Origin of the sequence: Streptomyces yaizuensis (assembly GCF_034961445.1) — a bacterium.
In the GTDB taxonomy this organism is placed as follows: domain Bacteria; phylum Actinomycetota; class Actinomycetes; order Streptomycetales; family Streptomycetaceae; genus Streptomyces; species Streptomyces yaizuensis.
In genome coordinates, this window is sequence record NZ_BSBI01000010.1 from 129,269 (window position 1) to 142,761 (window position 13,493).

At 72.2% G+C, this 13,493-nt stretch carries 12 protein-coding genes; 6 read left to right on the forward strand and 6 right to left on the reverse strand.

Annotated features, from left to right (window positions below; all coding sequences use genetic code 11):
* Positions 1 to 109: 109 nt before the first annotated feature.
* Both SYYSPA8_RS23330 and SYYSPA8_RS23335 read right to left on the reverse strand, forming a co-directional pair.
* Positions 110 to 1,168 carry an alpha/beta fold hydrolase gene (locus SYYSPA8_RS23330; protein ID WP_323449238.1) on the reverse strand — a complete coding sequence of 353 codons (1,059 nt, stop codon included), beginning with the start codon at positions 1,166 to 1,168 and terminating at the stop codon, positions 110 to 112.
* 138 nt (positions 1,169 to 1,306) lie between these two features.
* Positions 1,307 to 1,999 (reverse strand): GDSL-type esterase/lipase family protein, encoded by a 693-nt coding sequence (locus tag SYYSPA8_RS23335; protein ID WP_323449239.1) that lies wholly within the window; start codon positions 1,997 to 1,999, stop codon positions 1,307 to 1,309.
* Between the two features lie 6 nt (positions 2,000 to 2,005).
* On the opposite strand from SYYSPA8_RS23335, the gene SYYSPA8_RS23340 reads away from it, so the two are divergent.
* Both SYYSPA8_RS23340 and SYYSPA8_RS23345 read left to right on the forward strand, forming a co-directional pair.
* Entirely contained in the window at positions 2,006 to 2,854 is an 849-nt protein-coding gene (locus SYYSPA8_RS23340; protein ID WP_323449240.1) for an N-acyl homoserine lactonase family protein, read from the forward strand.
* A 70-nt stretch (positions 2,855 to 2,924) separates the two neighbouring features.
* Entirely contained in the window at positions 2,925 to 3,902 is a 978-nt protein-coding gene (locus SYYSPA8_RS23345; RefSeq protein WP_323449241.1) for a TolB-like translocation protein, read from the forward strand.
* A 65-nt stretch (positions 3,903 to 3,967) separates the two neighbouring features.
* Here SYYSPA8_RS23345 and SYYSPA8_RS23350 read toward each other — a convergent pair whose 3' ends face one another.
* Positions 3,968 to 4,786, reverse strand: coding sequence for a TetR/AcrR family transcriptional regulator (locus tag SYYSPA8_RS23350; RefSeq protein ID WP_323449242.1), 819 nt, complete (start codon positions 4,784 to 4,786; stop codon positions 3,968 to 3,970).
* 172 nt (positions 4,787 to 4,958) lie between these two features.
* Between SYYSPA8_RS23350 and SYYSPA8_RS23355 the strand changes: the two genes are divergently transcribed.
* Positions 4,959 to 5,936, forward strand: coding sequence for an ATP-binding cassette domain-containing protein (locus SYYSPA8_RS23355; protein ID WP_323449243.1), 978 nt, complete (start codon positions 4,959 to 4,961; stop codon positions 5,934 to 5,936).
* Positions 5,933 to 6,820 carry an ABC transporter permease gene (locus tag SYYSPA8_RS23360; RefSeq protein ID WP_323449244.1) on the forward strand — a complete coding sequence of 296 codons (888 nt, stop codon included), beginning with the start codon at positions 5,933 to 5,935 and terminating at the stop codon, positions 6,818 to 6,820. Before SYYSPA8_RS23355 ends, SYYSPA8_RS23360 begins: the two co-directional genes overlap by 4 nt.
* A gap of 53 nt (positions 6,821 to 6,873) precedes the next feature.
* Here the strand turns inward: SYYSPA8_RS23360 and SYYSPA8_RS23365 are convergent, their stop codons facing one another.
* The 3 genes from SYYSPA8_RS23365 to SYYSPA8_RS23375 form a co-directional block, all read right to left on the reverse strand.
* Complete coding sequence (locus SYYSPA8_RS23365) at positions 6,874 to 7,491, reverse strand: Uma2 family endonuclease (protein ID WP_323449245.1); 618 nt, start codon at positions 7,489 to 7,491, stop codon at positions 6,874 to 6,876.
* A 145-nt stretch (positions 7,492 to 7,636) separates the two neighbouring features.
* Positions 7,637 to 8,755 carry a phosphoserine transaminase gene (gene serC / locus SYYSPA8_RS23370; protein ID WP_323449246.1) on the reverse strand — a complete coding sequence of 373 codons (1,119 nt, stop codon included), beginning with the start codon at positions 8,753 to 8,755 and terminating at the stop codon, positions 7,637 to 7,639.
* 104 nt (positions 8,756 to 8,859) lie between these two features.
* Positions 8,860 to 9,474 (reverse strand): GTP-binding protein, encoded by a 615-nt coding sequence (locus SYYSPA8_RS23375; protein WP_323449247.1) that lies wholly within the window; start codon positions 9,472 to 9,474, stop codon positions 8,860 to 8,862.
* Between the two features lie 219 nt (positions 9,475 to 9,693).
* Here SYYSPA8_RS23375 and SYYSPA8_RS23380 point away from each other — a divergent pair, with 219 nt between their 5' ends.
* Both SYYSPA8_RS23380 and SYYSPA8_RS23385 read left to right on the forward strand, forming a co-directional pair.
* Positions 9,694 to 12,591: an FAD-binding and (Fe-S)-binding domain-containing protein gene (locus SYYSPA8_RS23380; protein ID WP_323449248.1), complete on the forward strand. Its 2,898-nt coding sequence runs from the start codon at positions 9,694 to 9,696 to the stop codon at positions 12,589 to 12,591.
* 467 nt (positions 12,592 to 13,058) lie between these two features.
* The gene (locus tag SYYSPA8_RS23385) at positions 13,059 to 13,430 is read left to right on the forward strand and encodes an SH3 domain-containing protein (protein WP_323449249.1); all 372 of its coding nucleotides are present in this window, start codon (positions 13,059 to 13,061) and stop codon (positions 13,428 to 13,430) included.
* Positions 13,431 to 13,493 lie beyond the last annotated feature (63 nt).

Consider the following 13,493-nt stretch of genomic DNA (forward strand, 5'->3'; position numbering starts at 1 on the left):
CCGGGCCCGCGACCCTGCACCAGGTCGCGGGCCCGGGCCGTACGCGGGGCCGTACGCGGGGCCGTACGCGGGGCCGTACGCGGGGCCGTACGCGGGGCCGTACGCGGGGTCAGCCGCGCAGGAAGGACAGCACCTCGCGCTCGAACCGGTCCGCCGCCTCCCACTGCGGCAGATGCCCGACGCCCGCCAGCTCCACCAGCCGCGAGCCGGGGATCGCGGCGGCCGCCCGCCGCCCGAGGACGGGGAAGTTCCCCAACTTGGCCCGGTTCTCGGGAGTCGCGTACGACTTGCCCACCGCCGCCCGGTCCTCCTGCCCGATGACCAGCAGCACCGGCAGCCGCAGCCGGGGCAGGTCCGCGACGACGGGCTGGTGGTAGGCCATCTGGTACGTGTGGGCCGAGGCCAGCGCCCAGCGCGGGTACTCGCCCCCGAGGGTCACCCGGTACCGCAGCTCCACATGGCGCTCGTACGCCCGCCGCCAGTGCACCACGTACGAGCGGTAGAAGGCCCGGATGCCGGCGAGGTCCGTGTTGGCCAGCTCGTCGGCGAAGAGGCGCTCGGTGGTGTGGGCGGGGACCAGCTCGCGGTAGTCCTCCAGGCCCACCGGGTTGGCGAGGACCAGCCGCCCGGTGCGGTCCGGGTGCTCCAGGGCGAAGCGGACGCCGAGCATGCCGCCCAGGGAGTGGCCGATCACATCGGCGCGGGCGATGCCCAGGTGGTCGAGGAGGGCGGCCGTGTTCGCCGCCAGCAGCTCGAAGCCGTAGTCCAGCGCGGGCTTGGCGGAGCGGCCGAAACCGACCTGGTCGGGGACGACGACCCGGTGCCCGGCGGCGGCGAGCGCGCGGGCGGTGGGCTCCCAGGCGCCGCCGTCGAAGTTCTTGCCGTGGAGGAGGAGCACGGTCCGGCCGGTGGCGGGCGCGGGGCCGGTGGGTGCGAGATCCGTGTACGCCATGTTCACGGTCTCGCCCTGGTTGACGAGGCGGAGGAAACGCACCGGGAAGGCGGAGGGGTAGCCCTCCATCGCGATGCCGAGAGGGATGTCGTAGGCGGGGGTCGTACGGGCTGTGGCCTGTGCGGCCTGTGCGGCCTGTGCGGCGTGCGCGGTGCCGAGCGCGGCGGCGGCGCCCGCGCCCACGCCCACGGTCAGAAAGGAGCGGCGGGTGTTCATGGGGATCCCTCCAGCGGTCCAAGGTGCTGCCGGGGAGGAGGAGTTGAATGTGCCACCCGGGGTTCCCGCGCCCGGGGTTCCCGCGCCCCCTGTTCCCGTATGGCCGCGCCCGGGTTCCCCCCGGCCCCCGACCCGCGTTCAGAGGCCGGTGTACGGGCCGCCCAGCCCCCACGCCTGATGCATCGCCGTCGCGTACGCGGCTGCCAGCCGGTGCTCCCCGTACGGGCTCGGGTGCGTCCCGTCGTACGTGTCCGGGCGCCCGGGATCGGCGTCCCACCCCTCGGGCGGGGACGCGAGCAGCAGCGGCGACGACGGCGAGTCCAGGTCCGCGACCGTCTTCGCCAGCAGCTCGTTGAAACGCTCGCACTCCGCCGCGAACGGCGCGTCACCACGGGCCCGGACATTGGGGAGTACCGGCAGCAGCACCATGCGGACGTGCGGCTCCGCCGCGCGCGCCCCGGCGACGAAGGCCCGTACATTCGCGGCGGTCTGCTCGCTGTTGGTGTAGAAACCCAGGTCGATCAGGCCCAGCGAGACCAGCAGCACCTGGGCGCGGTGCGCGGCCACCGCCTCCCCGATCACCGGGGCCATGTGCAGCCAGCCCTCGCCCCAGCCCGCGAGATGGCGGCGGGCGCCGGCCGGGAAGCCGTCGTCGGCGTACGCGGTGGAGACGGCCGCGTCCGCCCCGGCGTCGTACAGCTCCGTGCGCGGCCCGGTGATCGCGTACCGCCCGGGTAGCGTCGATTCGAGGTGCTGCCACATCCGGTGGCGCCAGGTGAAGTCGCCGGCGTGCCCGATGGTCATGCTGTCGCCGACGAAGAGAAAACGCATGGGGGCATGATGACCGATTCCTCCGCACGCCCGCGATGTGAGACCGGCCACGGGCCTACCGGCCACCCCGCACCCCCGATCGCCTCGATCACCCAGCTCGACCTGGGGTATTTCATCCGTCCCGCGAGCGAGGCGGGCGGCGGGCACCCCCGGGCCGAACCCGCGTACGCCTATCTGGTGCGGCGGCCCGAGGGACTGCTGCTCTTCGACAGCGGCATCGGCACGGGCGACGCCGGGGCCGATGCCCACTACCGGCCGCGCCGCCGCCCGCTGGTCGCGGCGCTGGCCGCCGCCGGGGTGCGGCCCGGGGACATCGCGCTCGTCGTCAACTGCCATCTCCACTTCGACCACTGCGGCGGCAACCCGCTCTTCCCCGGGGTCCCGATCGCCGTGCAGCGCACGGAACTGGCCACCGCCCGGCGGGGCGAGTACACCATCGACGCCCTGATCGACTTTCCCGGCGCGGTGTACGAGGAGGTGGACGGCGAGGCGGAGTTGTGGCCGGGGGTCCGGCTCGTGCCCACGCCCGGCCACACCGACGGGCACCAGTCGCTGATCGTCCTACCGGCCGAGGCAACCGGGGAGGGCGGGGGAGCGGTGGTGCTCGCGGGGCAGGCGTACGACTTCGCGTCCGAGTACACCGTGGCCGAGTTGGCGCGTATCGCCGTCGCGGACGGCCTGGAACCGCCGCTTCCGCCGTACCGGCCGTGGCTGGAACGGCTCGCGGAGTTCGCACCGCGACGGGTGTGGTTCGCCCACGACGCGGCGGTGTGGGAGCCGGCGGGCCGACCTGGGCTCCCGGGGGTGCGCACCTGCGGGCTCCCGGGGGTGCGCACGGAGGCTCCCGAGGCGTGAGCGGGGGCGCATGGGCACTGCTCACAGACCGCTCACATCGAGTCGACGGCGGGGATGGCAGTCTGGGGGCATGCGTTCGTATCCGTACGTCACCGGTGCCGCCACCCTGCTGCTCGTGGCCGGTTCCGCCGCCGCGCCCGCCACCGCCGCCGACCACTCCGGCTTCACCCTCAAGGACTCCAGGATCACCGAGTCCAGCGGCCTCGCCGCGAGCCGCGCCCACCCGGGGGTGTACTGGACGCACAACGACCAGGACGCGGCGCGGATCTTCGCTGTCGACGGCAGGAGCGGGAAGACGGTCGCGACGCTCACCTTCACCGGCGTCGGCAAGCCCCGGGACATGGAGGCCATCTCGGTCGGCCCCGACGGGCAGATCTACATCGGCGACATCGGCGACAACCTCAACGGCAGCTGGGACCATGTCTGGATCTACTCGCTGCCTGAGCCCAAGACCCTGCGGAACGCGACCGTCCAGGCCAAGCAGTACACCGTGCGGTACGAGGACGGCGCGCGCGACGCCGAGGCGCTGATGATCCACCCGAAGACCGGCCGGGCCTACATCGCCTCCAAGAACCAGAACGGCGGCAAGCTCTACGAGGGCCCCGCGAAGCTCTCCACCTCCGGGAACAACATCTTCCGCGAGGTCCAGGACGATCTGCCGTGGGTCACGGACGGCGCCTTCTCGCCGGACGGCAAGCAGCTGGTGCTGCGCTCGTACTTCAGCGCCCGGGGATACGTGTGGAAGGACGGCCGCCTCGGCGCCGACCACCGGGTCAAGGTCCCGATCCAGGGGCAGTCGGAGTCCGTCACGTACACCGCGGACGGGTCGGCGCTGCTGTTCGGCTCCGAGGGGCAGGGCAGCGAGGTCGAGCGGATCGAGGTCGAGGGCGGCGACGGCGGGGGCAAGGGGTCCGGCGGAGGCTCGGGGTCCGGCGGGGAGGGCGACGGCGAGGGCCTGGTCGAGCGGAACGGCTTCACCAACGCGGTGCTCGGTCTGGGGCTGCTGGTGCTGCTCTACTTCGGCGGGCGGAAGCTGCTGAGCAAGTAGGCCGGCCGGCCGAGGGGGGCGGCCCCCGGCGCGGGCGGGCGGGCCGGAGGACCCGTTCCGTCCCTCTAGGCGCCCCCGCCCCTCTCCCCGCCCCTCCCCTTGTCCCGCTCCTCGGCCCGCTCCTCGATCAGTACCGCGATGCCGTCCACGATCCGCTTCAGCCCGAACTCGAAATGGTCGAAGTCACGGCTGAAGGTCTCCTCGCTCAGCGTGGCCGAGACGGGGTACTCCCCGGACCGCATCGCCCGCTCCAGATAGGGCGCCTGCTGCGCCCAGAACTCCTCCTCCGACTGGCCGGTGGCCTCCCGGGCCTCCGCCGCCTCGATCTCCGTGCGCGCGATGCCCGTGACGAAGCCCTGCACCATGATGACGACGGAGATCAGCTCGGGGTCCCGCAGACCGGTGGACCGGAGGCCGCTCAGCGCCGTCTCCAGCGCCCGCAGTGAGCTGGGGCCGAGGACGGCGCGCGCCTGGCTGATCTTGAGCAGCCAGGGGTGGGCCCGGTAGAGCTGGAGATGGCCACGGGCCATGGCGTCGACGGTGCTCCGCCAGACGCACCCCTCACCGCCCTGGCCCCCGGCTCCGCCGTCGTCGGCCGTGGGCGCGAGGTCGGGGTCGCTGACGTGGTTCAGCATCAGATCGAGGAGTTCGGCCTTGCCGGGGACGTACCGGTACAGGCTCATCGTGCCGGTGCCCAGCTCGGTGGCGATCCGGCGCATCGAGACCGCGCCGATCCCCTCGGCGTCGGCGACGGCGACGGCGGTGGCCACGATCCGGTTGAGGGCCAGCGCCGGCTTGGGCCCCCGGGTCGGCCGGTCGGCCGTTCCCCACAGCAGCCCCAGAGTGCGGTCGAGGTCGCCGCTGCCGCTCGTCTCGGTGGTCATGGCCTCACTTTAAAGCGCGCCGGACTCCTCGCGGGGACCGCCCCGGATTAAAACTGGGTACGCCGTACTCGATGGGGGTACGCTGTACCCAGTTACTTCGGGGGGGACACCGTGCGATGCCGTGGCTCCTCCCTGCCCGCCGCCCTGACCTGCGTCGACACCAGGAGGATCCATGACCGACCACGCCGTGCACGCCGAAGCGCTGGAGAAGCGGTACGGCGAGAAGCGCGCCCTGGACGGCTTCGACCTGGCCGTGCGGCCGGGCACGGTCCACGGGCTGCTCGGGCCGAACGGCGCGGGCAAGACCACCGCCGTCCGGGCCCTGGCCACGCTGCTGAGGTTCGACGGCGGACGGGCCCGGGTCGCCGGTATCGACGTGGCGAAGGAGCCCCGCCGGGTGCGCGGCCGGATCGGCGTCACCGGCCAGTACGCGGCTGTGGACGAACTGCTGACGGGCCGCCAGAACCTGGAGATGTTCGGCCGCCTCTTCCACCTGGGCGGCCGTCGGGCCGCCCGCCGCGCCACCGAACTGCTGGAACGGTTCGACCTGCTGGAGGCGGCGGACCTGAGCGCGGGCGGCTACAGCGGCGGCATGCGCCGCCGGCTGGACCTGGCCGCGTCCATGATCCTCGCCCCGGACGTGCTCTTCCTCGACGAGCCGACCACCGGGCTCGATCCGCGCGGCCGGGGCGAGGTGTGGGAGGCCGTGCGCAGCCTGGTCGAGGGCGGCACCACGGTCCTGCTGACCACGCAGTACCTGGAGGAGGCGGACCGGCTCGCCTCCCGGATCACCGTGATCGACCGGGGCCGGGCCATCGCCGACGACACCCCGGACCGGCTCAAAGGCAGGGTCGGCGGGGACCGGATCGAGGTCGTCGTCACCGACCCGGCCGATCTGGAGCGGGCGACGGCCGTGGTCGCGCGGGTCGCGGACAGCGTCCCGGAGACGGACCCCTTTGAACGCCGGGTGCACGCCCCGGTGACCGACCGGGTCGCGGCCCTGACCGAGGTGGCCCGCACCCTTCAGGACCAGCTGATCGCCGTGGAGGACATCGGGCTGCGCAGGCCCAGCCTGGACGACGTCTTCATGCGGCTCACCGGACACCGTACGGAGGACCGTACGGCGAGCGAGAAGGAGACCGCGGCATGACCGGGACCCTGCACACCTCCGCCACCCCCGCCCCGCCGAAGGCCGCCACCGCCGTCGCCGGGCCGGTCGACCTGACCGTCCCGGGACCGGGCGAACGCCGGCTCTACTGGACGGCCGTGGACTGCTGGAACGTGATCCGCCGGGGCCTCACCCACTACCGGCGCCAGCCCGTCTTCGCGGTCTGGCAGCTCGGCTTCCCGATCATGTCGGTGCTGCTGTACGCGTATGTCTTCGGCGGCGCGATGAAGTCCCCCGGCGGCGGGGACTACCAGGACTTCCTGATGCCGGGGATGTTCGTGATGACGATGGCGTTCGGCTTCATGAGCACGGCCATGGCCGTGGTGAACGACATCACGAAGGGCGTCGTCGACCGCTTCCGCTCGATGCCGATGGCCCCGTCGGCGGTGGTCGCCGGACGCGGCGGCAACGACCTGATCGTCGCGGTCGCCGAACTGGCGATCCTCGCGGCGACGGCCGTCCTCACCGGCTGGCGCACGGACGGCGGCTTCCTGGCCACGCTCGCGGCCTTCGGGCTGCTGCTGTGGCTGCGCTTCTGCCTGATCTGGGTCGGCGTCTGGCTGGGCCTGCTGGTCCCGAACCCGGAGGCGGCGGGCGGCCTCTACGCCGTCGTCTTCCCGCTGACGATGATCTCCAGCATCTTCGTCCCGCCGTCCTCGATGCCCGACTGGCTGGGCACGGTCGCCGCCTGGAACCCCATCTCCTCGACGGCCGCCGCCACCCGGGACCTCTTCGGCAACCCGGTCGCGAGCGACGGCAGCTGGATCCAGGAGAACGCGCTGCTCATGGCGGCCGTCTGGCCGCTGGCGATCACGGCGGTCTTCCTGCCGCTGGCGGTCCGCCGCTTCCAGCGCCTGAGCCGCTGAGCCGCTGGATCTCTGGGCCCGGGCCCGGTCGTTCGGGCCGGGGCCCGGCGCCTTCAGCTCTGACGCCTCGCACCTGCTTTGAGCAGGGCTTCGACGTCGAGCTTGACCTCGGCGCCGATGGATTCGGGGAGGGTGACGTGCTCGCCGGGGGCGTGGATCTGGTGGTGGGTGTAGTCGGCGCCCTCGGGGTCGGTGAGGACGTGGAGGCGCTGGTGTTTGCGGTCCACGATCACGTAGACGGGGATGCCGGCCTCGGCGTAGGCATTGACCTTCTGGCGCAGGTCCGTGTGGTAGTTGCTGGAGGTGACCTCCAGCACGAGGCGGAAGACGGCGGGGTCGTAGCAGTTGGCCTTGATGTGGTGTGCGTCGGCGTCGGCGTCGACCACGGCGAGATCCGGAATGGCGTAGTCGTCCGAGCCGGTCGGCAGCCAGACCGCTATGCCCTGGATGACCTCTGTCTCTCCGCCATCGAGCCCTGCCGTCATGAAAGGACTCATCAGCTTGGTGAGCGCCCGGCCGTGGGCGAAGTCCGGACTGGGAGCCACGGTGAGGATGCCTCCAATGATCTCGACGCGCCAACCGGGATGCGCCTGGCTGAGGCTGTCCGCCATGGCCAGCAGGTCGACTCTCGGCTGGTCGTCCCAGGGGTGCTCGACTGCTGCTGCAGACATAAGGGCCTCCTGAGGGCTGGTGTCGAGACCATCATGGTAGGCAGATCCGCTTGCCCGTGTCCCGTAACCGATCGCTCACCCGTACGAGTGAGGGCCCCCGCGGACGCATCCGCCGGGGCCCTCACCCTCGTACCGTCTCAGCAGGTCACAGCTGTTCGATCACATAGTCCACGCACGCCGTGAGCGCCTGGACGTCGGCCGGGTCGATCGCCGGGAACATCGCGATCCGCAGCTGGTTGCGGCCCAGCTTGCGGTAGGGCTCCGTGTCCACGATGCCGTTGGCGCGCAGCACCTTGGCGACGGCGGCGGCGTCGATGTCGTTCTCGAAGTCGATCGTGCCGATGACCTGGGAGCGCTTGGCCGGGTCCGTGACGAACGGGGTCGCGTGCTTCGACTGCTCCGCCCAGCCGTACAGCGCCCGCGCGGAGGCGGCGGTGCGCTCCACGGCCCAGTCCAGGCCGCCCTGGCCGTTGATCCACTTCAGCTGCTCGTTGAGCAGGAAGAGGGTGGAGAGCGCGGGCGTGTTGTACGTCTGGTTCTTCAGCGAGTTGTCGATCGCGGTCGGCAGGCTGAAGAACTCCGGGATGTGCCGGCCGGAGGCGTGGATACGGGCCGCGCGCTCCAGGGCCGCCGGGGAGAAGACGCCGAGCCACAGGCCGCCGTCGGCGGCGAAGGACTTCTGCGGGGCGAAGTAGTAGACGTCGCTCTGGGCGATGTCCACGGGCAGGCCGCCCGCGCCCGAGGTGGCGTCGACCAGGACGAGGGCGCCCTCGTCGGCGCCCGTGACGCGCTGGATCGGCGCGGCGACGCCGGTCGAGGTCTCGTTGTGGGTCAGCGCGTACACGTCGGTGCCGGACTCGGCCACCGGCTCCGGGTGGGTGCCCGGGTCGGAGGAGACGACGGTCGGGTCGGCCAGCCACGGGGCCAGCTTCGCGGCCTTCGCGAACTTGGAGGAGAACTCGCCGAACGTCAGGTGCTGGGACTTGTTCTCGATCAGGCCGTGGGTCGCGATGTCCCAGAAGGCGGTGGAGCCGCCGTTGCCGAGGATCACCTCGTAACCCTCGGGCAGCGAGAACAGGTCACGTACCCCGTCGCGGACCTCTCCGACCAGGTTCTTCACCGGGGCCTGCCGGTGAGAGGTGCCGAGGAGGGAGGAGCCGGTGGCGGCGAGGGCGTCCAGCGCCTCCGTGCGCACCTTGGAGGGGCCCGCGCCGAAACGGCCGTCGGCGGGCTTGATGTCAGCGGGAATCTGGATATCAGCCACGAACGGGAGCGTATCCGGTCCCCGGGGCGCGCCGTCGCACGGTCCGTCGGCTGAGACGCCGCGTCCACGAGACGACCCACGGGGCCGGGCGGCGGCCGGCCCCGTCAGCTCTTCTGGTGCAGCGACAGCGCGTGCAGATGTTCCACCAGGGCGATCAGGACGAACTTGCTGGACGAGTGGTCCCGCGCGTCGAACTCCACCAGCGGCACGTCCGCGTCCAGCGCCAGCGCCTGCCGGATGTGCTCGTCGCTGTGGAGCGGGCCGCCGAAGTCGTTGACCGCCACGATGTACGGCATCCCGTGGTGGTCCAGCCGGTCCAGCGCGTACCAGGCCTCGGTCAGCCGGCGGGTGTCCACCAGCACCACCGCCCCGATCGTCCCCGACAGCAGCCGCTCCCACAGGAACCAGAACCGCTCCTGCCCCGGCGCGCCGAAGAGATAGAGGATGCTCCGGTGGTCGATCGTGATCCGGCCGAAGTCGAAGGCGACCGTGGTGGCGTTCTTCGCGGCGATCCGGCTCACGTCGTCCACGCTGCGGCCGACGCGGCTCATCACCTCCTCGGTGTGCAGCGGCCGTATCTCGCTGACCGAGCGCACCATGGTCGTCTTGCCGACGCCGAAGCCGCCGACAACGGCGATCTTCAAGGCGTAGTCCGCCTGCCCGGGAGGGAGTACCGGGCAGTGCTCGGCCGCGGGGGCCGCTCGCGTGTCGCGGGTCATCGCTGGTGGGCGGTGCCGGTCATCGAGTGTTGCCTTCCGAGGGGTGGCGGGGGCATAACTGGAGCCGCTTGTTCCTGATCAAGTGTTCGTCACTATAGGAGAGTTGGCGATCACTTTGGGCGCCACCCCCTTGCTTTGCCAAGAGCCGTACCGGCACAAGGATCGCGGCCACCGTGTTTCGGCGCCGTAAGGCCGCCCCCGGCGGGCATGCTGATCACCATGGCCGAACTTCCCCCGGCGCCCGAACTGGCTGACGCGCTCCGGCGCGCGCTCCGGGGCGAAACCGACTTCTCCGTCACCGCCCGTGCTCTGACCACGATGGACGCGTCCAACTACCGGCGGGTCCCGCTCGGCGTCGTCGCCCCGCGCGACGCCGACGACGTGGCGGCGGCCCTCGCGGTCTGCCGGCGGTACGGCGTGCCCGTCGTGGCGCGCGGCGGTGGTACGTCGATCGCGGGCCAGGCCACTGGTACCGGCGTCGTGCTCGACTTCACCCGCCACATGAACGCCGTGGTTGACGTGGATCCAGCCACCCGGACCGCCGTGGTCCAGCCAGGTCTGGTCCTGGACACCCTTCAGGCCGCCGTCCGCCCCCACGGGCTCGCCTTCGGCCCCGACCCCTCCACCCACTCCCGCTGCACCCTCGGCGGAATGATCGGCAACAACGCCTGCGGGGCCCACTCCGTCGCCTGGGGCACCACCGCCGACAACGTCCGCTCCCTCTCCGTGATCACCTACCGGGGCGACACCCACCGGCTGGAACGCGCCACCTCCGACCCTTCCGCCATCTCCGACCCTTCCGCCGCCGCTGCCCCTTCCGCCGCCGTGGGGCCCGCCGGTGTGCGCGACCTCGTCGACGGCAACCTCGCCGCCCTCCGCACCGGCTACCCGCCCGGACTGCCCCGCCGGATCTCCGGCTACGCCCTGGACGCGCTGCTCCCGGAGCGCGGCCCCGACCCGGCGCGGGCCTACTGCGGCAGCGAGGGCACCCTCGCCGTCCTCACCGAGGCCGTGGTCCACCTCGTGGAGCCGCCCGCCGCACGGGCGCTCGCCGTCCTCGGGTACGCGGACGAGAGCGCGGCGGCGGACGCGGCCCCCGCGCTGCTGCCGCTGGGGCCGCTCACCGTCGAGGGCATGGCCGACGATCTGGTCCCCGCCCTTTCCGGAGGTTCCGGATCGCTGCCGCGCGGCCGGGCGTGGCTCTTCGTGGAGACCGGCGGCGAGACGGCGGCCGAGGCCCGCTCCCGGGCGGAGGCGATCGTCCGCGCGGGCTCCCCGCTCGCCGGGGCCGTGGTCGGTGACCCGGTCGGCATGCGGGCGCTGTGGCGGATCCGCGAGGACGCGGCCGGCACCGCCACCCGCACCCGGGACGGCCGGGAGGCCTGGCCCGGCTGGGAGGACTGCGCGGTGCCGCCCGCCCGCCTCGGCGCCTATCTGCGGGACTTCCGTACGCTGCTGACCTCGTACGGACTGCGCGGCACGCCCTTCGGCCACTTCGGCGAGGGCTGCGTCCACGTCCGGATCGACTTCGACCTGACGAGCGAGAACGGCGTCCGCCGCTTCCGCGCCTTCTCCGAGGAGATCGCCGCCCTGGTCGTCTCCCACGGCGGCTCGCTCTCCGGCGAACATGGCGACGGACAAGCCCGCGCGGAGCTGCTGCCGAAGATGTACGGCGACGAACTCGTCGGCCTCTTCGGCCGGTTCAAGGACCTCTGGGACCCCGACGGCGGTCTCAACCCGGGCGTGCTCGTCCGCCCGGCGCCCCTCGACCGGAACCTCCGTTTCGCCGTACTGCCGCGCCGGCCCGTCGATGTCATCCTCGGCTACCGGGACGACGGCGGCGACTTCGCGGGCGCGGTCCGGCGGTGCGTCGGCGTCGCCAAGTGCCGTACGGAGCAACCGGACCCGTCGTCCGTGATGTGCCCCTCGTACCGGGTCACCCGCGAGGAGGCCCACTCCACCCGGGGCCGCGCCCGCCTGCTGCACGAGATGCTGGCGGGGGAGCTGGTACGGGACGGCTGGCGCTCCCGCGAGGTCCGGGACGCGCTCGATCTCTGTCTGGCGTGCAAGGGGTGCCGCAGCGACTGCCCGGTCGGCGTCGACATGGCCCTGTACAAAGCGGAGTTCCTGCACCACCACTACGCGGGACGGCTGCGGCCCCGGGCCCACTACGCGCTGGGCCGGCTCCCGTTCTGGCTGCGGCTCGCCTCGCCCCTCGCGGCCGTGCTCAACCCCCTGGGCCGCACCCGGCTCGCCGCCCTCGCACTGCGGGCGGCCGGGCTCACCCCCCAGCGCCCGCTGCCACCGCTGGCCCGGACCCCCTTCCGGCGCTCCCTGCGGGGGGCCGGCGCGCTCCCCGCGCCGGGGGCCGGGCCGCGCGTACTGCTCTGGCCGGACACCTTCACCGAGTACCTGTCCCCTCAGGTCGGGCACGCGGCCCTGCGGGTGCTGGGCGCGGCCGGTGTGGGCGTGGCGCTGCCCCCGGGCCGGGTCTGCTGCGGGCTCACCTACCTCTCCACCGGGCAGCTCGACCGGGCCCGGCGGGTGCTGCGCCGGACACTTCAGGTGGTCGACCCTGTGCTGCGGGACGGCACCACCGTCACCGTGCTGGAGCCGAGTTGCGCGGCGGCCCTCCGCACGGACCTGCCGGAACTGCTGCCCGACGACCCCCGCGCGACGCGCCTCGCGGGCGCGGTCCGCACCTTCGCCCAGACCCTGGCGGAGCGTACCCCGCAGTGGACCCCGCCCCGCCTGGACCGCCCGGTCGCCGGCCAGACCCACTGCCACCAGCACGCGGTCCTCGGCGACACGGCGGAGCGCGCCCTGCGCGACCGGGCCGGCCTGACCGGTGACCTCAGCGGCGGCTGCTGCGGCCTGGCGGGCAACTTCGGCTTCGAGAAGGGCCACTTCGCGATCTCGTCCGCCTGCGCGGAGGAACAGCTGCTGCCGTCGGTCCGCTCGGCGCCGCCGGGCGCGGTGCTGCTGGCCGACGGCTATTCGTGCCGTACACAGCTGGAGCAGCTGGGCGGGGTGCGGGCGCGGCACCTGGCGGAGGTGCTGGCGGACGCGCTGGGGGAGGGGCTGACAGTGGGTCGGGCGGCGGGGCAGGAGCGCTGAGCGGGGAATTTCCTGGATTTACGCCGTGATAGGCGTGCGGCTTCGGTTCCCTGGCGGTTGTCCTGTAGAATTCTCTGCTTTTCCTGGAGTGTGATGATGAATTCTTCACGCGATGGGGTTCACGATGGCGATCCAGGTGGCGGCGGTGGCGTGATGGAGCGCCTGGTGCGGCCTTGATGGAATGTGAAGCTCCTGTTTCCTATCACTGTGCGATGGCCCAGGCCAGCAGCTTCATAGTTGAGTGATTGTCGCTCGGAAGAAGAAATTCCGCCATATGTGAAGGGTTCTTTTCTTGCGGATCGGAATGAGCCAGACGGCGCTGAACAACTTCTTTTGACGGCTGGGATAGAGCATCGTCATCGGTGTCGCCGTGTCACTGGGGTGCGGTGATCGCCAACTCCATAACGCCCGACGCAGGTCCGGTGTATGGAATGGGGTTCCCTTCGCGATTGAATCTGGGGAAAAAATTGAAGCGTCAACTCACAGCTCTTCTGCCCGCCGTCGCCGCTGTCGCCCTGACCGTTCCGATCGGGCTCGCGACGGCGACGCCGGCGGCCGCGGCGGCGCCGTGCGGCACTGTCGTCTCGGACCGGGACGGCAGCTCCTGGGTTTCCGGCGTCGACGGCGTGAACATGCGCAGCGGCTCCAGCACCAGCTGCGCCATCCCGGGTGTCATCTACGCGCACCACAGCCTCGACTACCACTGTTACACCGCCCAGTCGGGCGCCACCTGGACATTCATACGCAACGACACCACGGACAGGCAGGGGTGGGTGCGTGACGACCTGTTGCCGGTGCGGGACGGCGTCCGGGGCAGCAGGGTGAGCTGCAACATCTGACGGAAGGGGCGGTGCCCTGACCGTATTGGCCTCCGGCGATCGGGTAAAGCACCCCCGCTCGCC

Bases quoted from the DNA above. Each gene is read 5' to 3' on its own strand.
- SYYSPA8_RS23340 (WP_323449240.1), top strand. From the start codon at position 2,006: ATGATGACCGATTCCTCCGCACGCCCGCGATGTGAGACCGGCCACGGG.
- SYYSPA8_RS23350 (WP_323449242.1), bottom strand. From the start codon at position 4,786: ATGACCACCGAGACGAGCGGCAGCGGCGACCTCGACCGCACTCTGGGG.
- SYYSPA8_RS23355 (WP_323449243.1), top strand. From the start codon at position 4,959: ATGACCGACCACGCCGTGCACGCCGAAGCGCTGGAGAAGCGGTACGGC.
- SYYSPA8_RS23365 (WP_323449245.1), bottom strand. From the start codon at position 7,491: ATGTCTGCAGCAGCAGTCGAGCACCCCTGGGACGACCAGCCGAGAGTC.
- SYYSPA8_RS23375 (WP_323449247.1), bottom strand. From the start codon at position 9,474: ATGACCCGCGACACGCGAGCGGCCCCCGCGGCCGAGCACTGCCCGGTA.
- SYYSPA8_RS23345 (WP_323449241.1), top strand. From the start codon at position 2,925: ATGCGTTCGTATCCGTACGTCACCGGTGCCGCCACCCTGCTGCTCGTG.
- SYYSPA8_RS23380 (WP_323449248.1), top strand. From the start codon at position 9,694: ATGGCCGAACTTCCCCCGGCGCCCGAACTGGCTGACGCGCTCCGGCGC.
- SYYSPA8_RS23335 (WP_323449239.1), bottom strand. From the start codon at position 1,999: ATGCGTTTTCTCTTCGTCGGCGACAGCATGACCATCGGGCACGCCGGC.
- SYYSPA8_RS23330 (WP_323449238.1), bottom strand. From the start codon at position 1,168: ATGAACACCCGCCGCTCCTTTCTGACCGTGGGCGTGGGCGCGGGCGCC.
- SYYSPA8_RS23360 (WP_323449244.1), top strand. From the start codon at position 5,933: ATGACCGGGACCCTGCACACCTCCGCCACCCCCGCCCCGCCGAAGGCC.